Consider the following 4,540-nt stretch of genomic DNA (forward strand, 5'->3'; position numbering starts at 1 on the left):
GGTACGCGGTGTAGGCCATCAGGTGGTAGCTGTCGACGTCGGCGCTGGAGTTGCGGCGCTTGGCATCCAGGTCGCTGCGGGTGTAGCCAGCGGCTACGCCGACGCGCCAGGCGTCATCCACTTGTTTGTCGGTGCCGATCAGGAAGCCGCTGAGGTTGCGGTCCAGCTTGGCGGTGTTGCTGTCACCGCCCATATGCCCCCAGGTGCCGAGCACACGCATCCAACCGACCATCTCGCCATGGCAACCGGCGCTGGTCAGGCGATTTTCGCTTGGCGCCAGGGCATTGCGTGGGTCGTCCTCGCGATAGCAGCCGGGTTGGCGCAAGCGCTCGTTGACCGCGTCACGCACGTAACGCGAATCTTCGAGCATCGCGCTGGCGGTGCTGGCGTGGATCTCGCCAGACAAGCTGTCGAAGGCTGCACGCGCCCCGTCCACGTCAGTGTGGAGCCGCGCGTTCTGCACCGCCGCGCCACCGACTGCCGCACCGCTGCCCAACGCCGCCGCAACGCCGCGCTGGTTACCGGTGGCCGCCACGCTGGCGTAGCTGACGTTGTTACGGCTGACCGCCAGGGCCACTTGGGTTGGGCTGTAGTTCAACGCGGTATTGAGGAACGCCAGGTTCTCCAGGTTGGTGGTGGTGAACGTGCCGTTGACCGCCCCTGCGGTCAGCAGCGTGTAGGTGGTCGCGCCGGCATACGGTGCCAGGTTGATCACATTCAAGGTGCCGCCCAGGTTGGCGGTGCCGCCGACCGCCAGGGAGCCAGTGGTGGATGGGGTGATCACCAGGTTCAGCGCGCCTGTGCTGGCGTTGGTAAAGTTGCCGGCCACGGTCAACTTGCCGCCATCAGGGCTCACAGAGCCATTGTTGACCAGCGAACCGACACTGCCGTTGCCGGTCAGGCCCGCACCGTTGGCCACGGTGACTTGGCCGCCGAGCACTGCGCCAGGGTTGGCCGCGTTACCCACTTGCAGCACGCCTTGATCAACAGCAACGGTGCCGCTGAAGGGCTGGTTGCCGGTCAGCAACAACGCGCCCGCGCCTTGTTTGACCAGGGCACCGGTGCCGCTCAAGGTGCCGCTGAACTGACCATTGGTGGGCTGGACGAACAGCAAATTGGCGTTGTTGAGGATATTGCCGCGCAGGCTGGTGGTGTTACCCGCCAGCGTACCGCCACTGACCGTAGTGCCGCCGGTGTAAGTATTGGCGCCGGTCAGCAGTAAGGTGCCGGAGTCCAGCTTGTTGATCCCGCCGGTGCCCACCAGAGGTGCATCGATCTGAGTGGTTACGCCGGAGTTCACCCGCACCGCCGCCAGGCTGCCATCCGCCGCGTTGGTCGGGCTCAAGCTACCCCCTGCGCCAGCCGTCAGCGTGTAACCGGCGTCGAGGAATTGCAGGCGGGTGACGACTGTGTGGCGGGCCACTGTCACGGTGCCGCCCTGTCCGCCAAATACGGCGATCTGGTTGGTGGAGGTCCGGCGTCGGCCGCGAGTCGGACCGGTCCGATCGTCGGCAGCGCCAGAGGTGTATAAGCGCCCGGACCGTCGCACGGCGATGCTCACCCGCCAGCTCCCGCACCACCCGCGACTGATGCCCGGTCCGGCCGAACGCCCGCAGCGTCCCCAGGCCCGCCAGCACGTCCCGGAAATGCCCGCCCAGCCGGTGCAGCAGCCCCCACTGCCGGCCCGTCAGCGCCGCCGTCCGCATCCCCACCAGCGCCCCGAACACCGGAACCAGCGGTACCGTCACCGCCACCACCAGCGCCGACGCCCAATCCGCCGCGAACAGCCGCGCCAGCACCAGCGGCGGGACCACGCACGCCGCCAGCAGCTGCGGCACATAACCGGTGAAGAACGGGTCGACCGCGTCCAAGCCCCTTGTCAGCAGCGTCACCCGTGCTCCCGCGTCGCCCGCCGGGCCGTCCAGCAGCGCCGTCCGCAGGCCCCGCTTCGCACGCGCCGCCGCCCTGCCCGCCACCAGCGTCACCGTCCACGCCAGCACCGCGCGCCCGGCCACCGCACCCGCCAGCCACGGCAGCGGGCCCGCGTCCAGATGCGCCACCGCCCGCACCAGCAGCTCCGCCTGCACCACCAGCAGGACGCCCTGTCCCGCCGCCAGCACCCCCAGCAGCACGCCCACCCGCCGGGGGACAAGCCGCAGCAGACGCCGCTCGACCGCCTTCACCGCCCAGCCCCCTTACAGGTACGAGGGGGCCTGGACGCGGCCCCGGAACGTCCACCACACCAGTGCCTGCGACGCCAGCAGGAACGGCAGCACCACCACCGTCCCCACCACCGTCAGCGACAGCCCGCCGCCCTCGGCCACCACCCGCGACCACGGCACCTCCACACCGGCCACCACCGGCGCACACCCCATCACCAGCGCCGACAACCCGTACCGCGACGGCACCCGCGCCGCCCGCGCCGCCAGGCCCGCCGGCAGCCGCCACCGCGCGAACCCCGCCCCATGCCAGGCGAACAACGCCGCCAGCGGCAGCCCCAGCACACTCCCCGCGTTCAGCCCGCCCCCGGCGACCACCGAACCCAGCACCGAACCCCACGCCAGCGCCAGCGCCCAGCTGCCCGCCACGATCGCGCCGTCCCACACCGACCGCCACGCCGCCGCGTCCACCCGGCCCCGCAGCCACAGCCCCATGTCCCGCCCCACCCACCCGATCAACAGCACCACCACCAGCGGATACAGCTCCTCCAGCAGCCGATGCTCCAGCCCCGGGAACGCACCCGCCACCAGACCCGCCGCCACCAGCCACACCTCGTTGCCCAGGAAGAACGGCGCGAACGACGCGATCACCAGCCGCCGCTCCCGCTGGTCGCGCCCCAGCCAGGGCAGCAGCATCCCCACCCCCACATCGGCCCCGGCCAGCACCAGGTACCCGCCGGCGAACACCGCCAGCAACACCACCGCGAGAGAATCCATCACCAGGCTCCTGTCGAAACAGCACGCATCGAGATGCCGCGCATCAGAACGTCGGGGTCATCACCGGGGCCGCAGCCTCCGCCGGGGGAGCGGCGCCCAGCCCGGCACCGTCCGGCCCCGGCCGCGCGAACCGCGCCAGCAGCCACGCGTTCACCCCGAACAGCGCGGCGAACAGCACCGAGAACGCGGCGAACGACACCGTGACCGTCCCCGCGCCCACGCCCGGGGACAGCGCGTCCTCGGTCTTCAGCAGCCCGTACACCATCCACGGCTGCCGCCCCACCTCCCGGAACACCCAGCCCGAGACCATCGCCACATACGGCAGCGGCACCGCCGCGATCATCAGCACGTGGAAGACCCGGCCCCGCACCAGCCACCGCCCGAACGGGAACTTCACCAGCGCGACCGCCGCGACCAGCATCATCAGCAGCCACATCGACACCATCAGCGCCTCACCGGCGCCCGCCAGCCCCGGCGGCATGTAGTCGCCCGGACCGAACCGCGCCGTGAAGTCCGCCACCGCGGCCGCCGCGTCCTCCCCGCCCGTCTTCGTCGGCTGCGTGTACCGGAACTGCATCCCGCCGAACATCACCACCGGCATCACCGACACGATCACCGTCGCCAGCCCGATCCGCATCGACCGCCGGAAGAACTCCACCTCCGCCGTCCGCCGCAGCAGATGGAAACCGCTCACCCCCGCCATGAAGAACCCCGCCGTCAGCAGCCCCCCGAACAGGACGTGGAAGAACGCCAGCAGCGCCGTCGGATTCGCCAGCAGCGCCCCGATGTCGGTGAGCCGCGCCGTCCCGTCCACCATCTCGAACCCCACCGGACGCTGCAGCCACCCGTTCGCCACCAGCACGAAATACGCCGACAGGTACGCCGTCAGCGTCACCACCCAGATCAGCGCCAGATGCACCCACCGGTTCAGCCGGTCCCACCCGAAGATCCACAGGCCCAGGAACGTCGACTCCACGAAGAACGCGATGATCGTCTCCAGCGCCAGCGGCGCCCCGAACACGCTCCCCGACACCCGCGACAGACCCGACCAGTTCAACCCGAACTGGAACTCCATCACCAGCCCCGTCACGATCCCCACCGCGTAATTGATCACATACAGCTGGCCCCAGAACCGCACCATCCGCGCATGCACCGCACTGCCCGACACCGTCGCCCGCGTCTGCGTCAACGCCACCAGCGTCGCCAGACCCAGCGTCAAAGCCACGAACAGGAAATGCGTACCGGCCGTCAACGCGAACTGCACCCGCGCCAGCATCAGCGGGTCTGCACCCATCAGCACACGCTCCAAGAATCGGCCCTCAACGACCCCACGATCCTCGGCGCGCGGCACCCGCCACCGAATCGGGCGCGAGCGTGCAACCGCGCTGCGCCTTTCGCGTAGCCGCCCCCCGCCGCCTACATCTCCCGATGTACGCGCCGCCGCCGCACCCCCGACCCCAGCACGAACGCCACCACCACGTACGGCACCGCCGCCGCACCCATCAGCACCCCCGCGTCCGCCCACCGCGACCCCAGCGCCCACCCCGCGAACGCCAGCACAACAGACTCCCACACACAGCGTGCCCCGCCCAGCACAACCCACT

General features: G+C 70.5%; 4 protein-coding genes and 1 pseudogene. All 5 read right to left on the reverse strand.

The window, feature by feature from the left end; genetic code table 11:
- Window positions 1–1,345, reverse strand: a 1,345-nt coding sequence (locus HUX53_RS21800) for an autotransporter outer membrane beta-barrel domain-containing protein (RefSeq protein WP_217919736.1), incomplete at its 3' end; no start/stop codon positions are given.
- 1 nt (window position 1,346) lies between these two features.
- On the reverse strand, window positions 1,347–2,183 hold the full coding sequence (locus HUX53_RS40095) for an ABC transporter transmembrane domain-containing protein (RefSeq protein WP_217919737.1): 837 nt from the start codon (window positions 2,181–2,183) through the stop codon (window positions 1,347–1,349).
- A 12-nt stretch (window positions 2,184–2,195) separates the two neighbouring features.
- Window positions 2,196–2,936 carry a cytochrome d ubiquinol oxidase subunit II gene (locus HUX53_RS21805; protein WP_176405074.1) on the reverse strand — a complete coding sequence of 247 codons (741 nt, stop codon included), beginning with the start codon at window positions 2,934–2,936 and terminating at the stop codon, window positions 2,196–2,198.
- Window positions 2,937–2,979: 43 nt separating this feature from the next.
- The gene (locus HUX53_RS21810; RefSeq protein ID WP_176405075.1) at window positions 2,980–4,230 is read right to left on the reverse strand and encodes a cytochrome ubiquinol oxidase subunit I; all 1,251 of its coding nucleotides are present in this window, start codon (window positions 4,228–4,230) and stop codon (window positions 2,980–2,982) included.
- A 122-nt stretch (window positions 4,231–4,352) separates the two neighbouring features.
- Window positions 4,353–4,540 (reverse strand): annotated as a pseudogene (locus HUX53_RS21815) (hypothetical protein); the annotation flags it as partial.

Origin of the sequence: Actinomadura sp. BRA 177, from assembly GCF_013372625.1 — a bacterium.
GTDB lineage: Bacteria > Actinomycetota > Actinomycetes > Streptosporangiales > Streptosporangiaceae > Spirillospora.

Bases quoted from the DNA above. Each gene is read 5' to 3' on its own strand.
- HUX53_RS21805 (WP_176405074.1), bottom strand. From the start codon at position 2,936: ATGGATTCTCTCGCGGTGGTGTTGCTGGCGGTGTTCGCCGGCGGGTAC.
- HUX53_RS21810 (WP_176405075.1), bottom strand. From the start codon at position 4,230: ATGGGTGCAGACCCGCTGATGCTGGCGCGGGTGCAGTTCGCGTTGACG.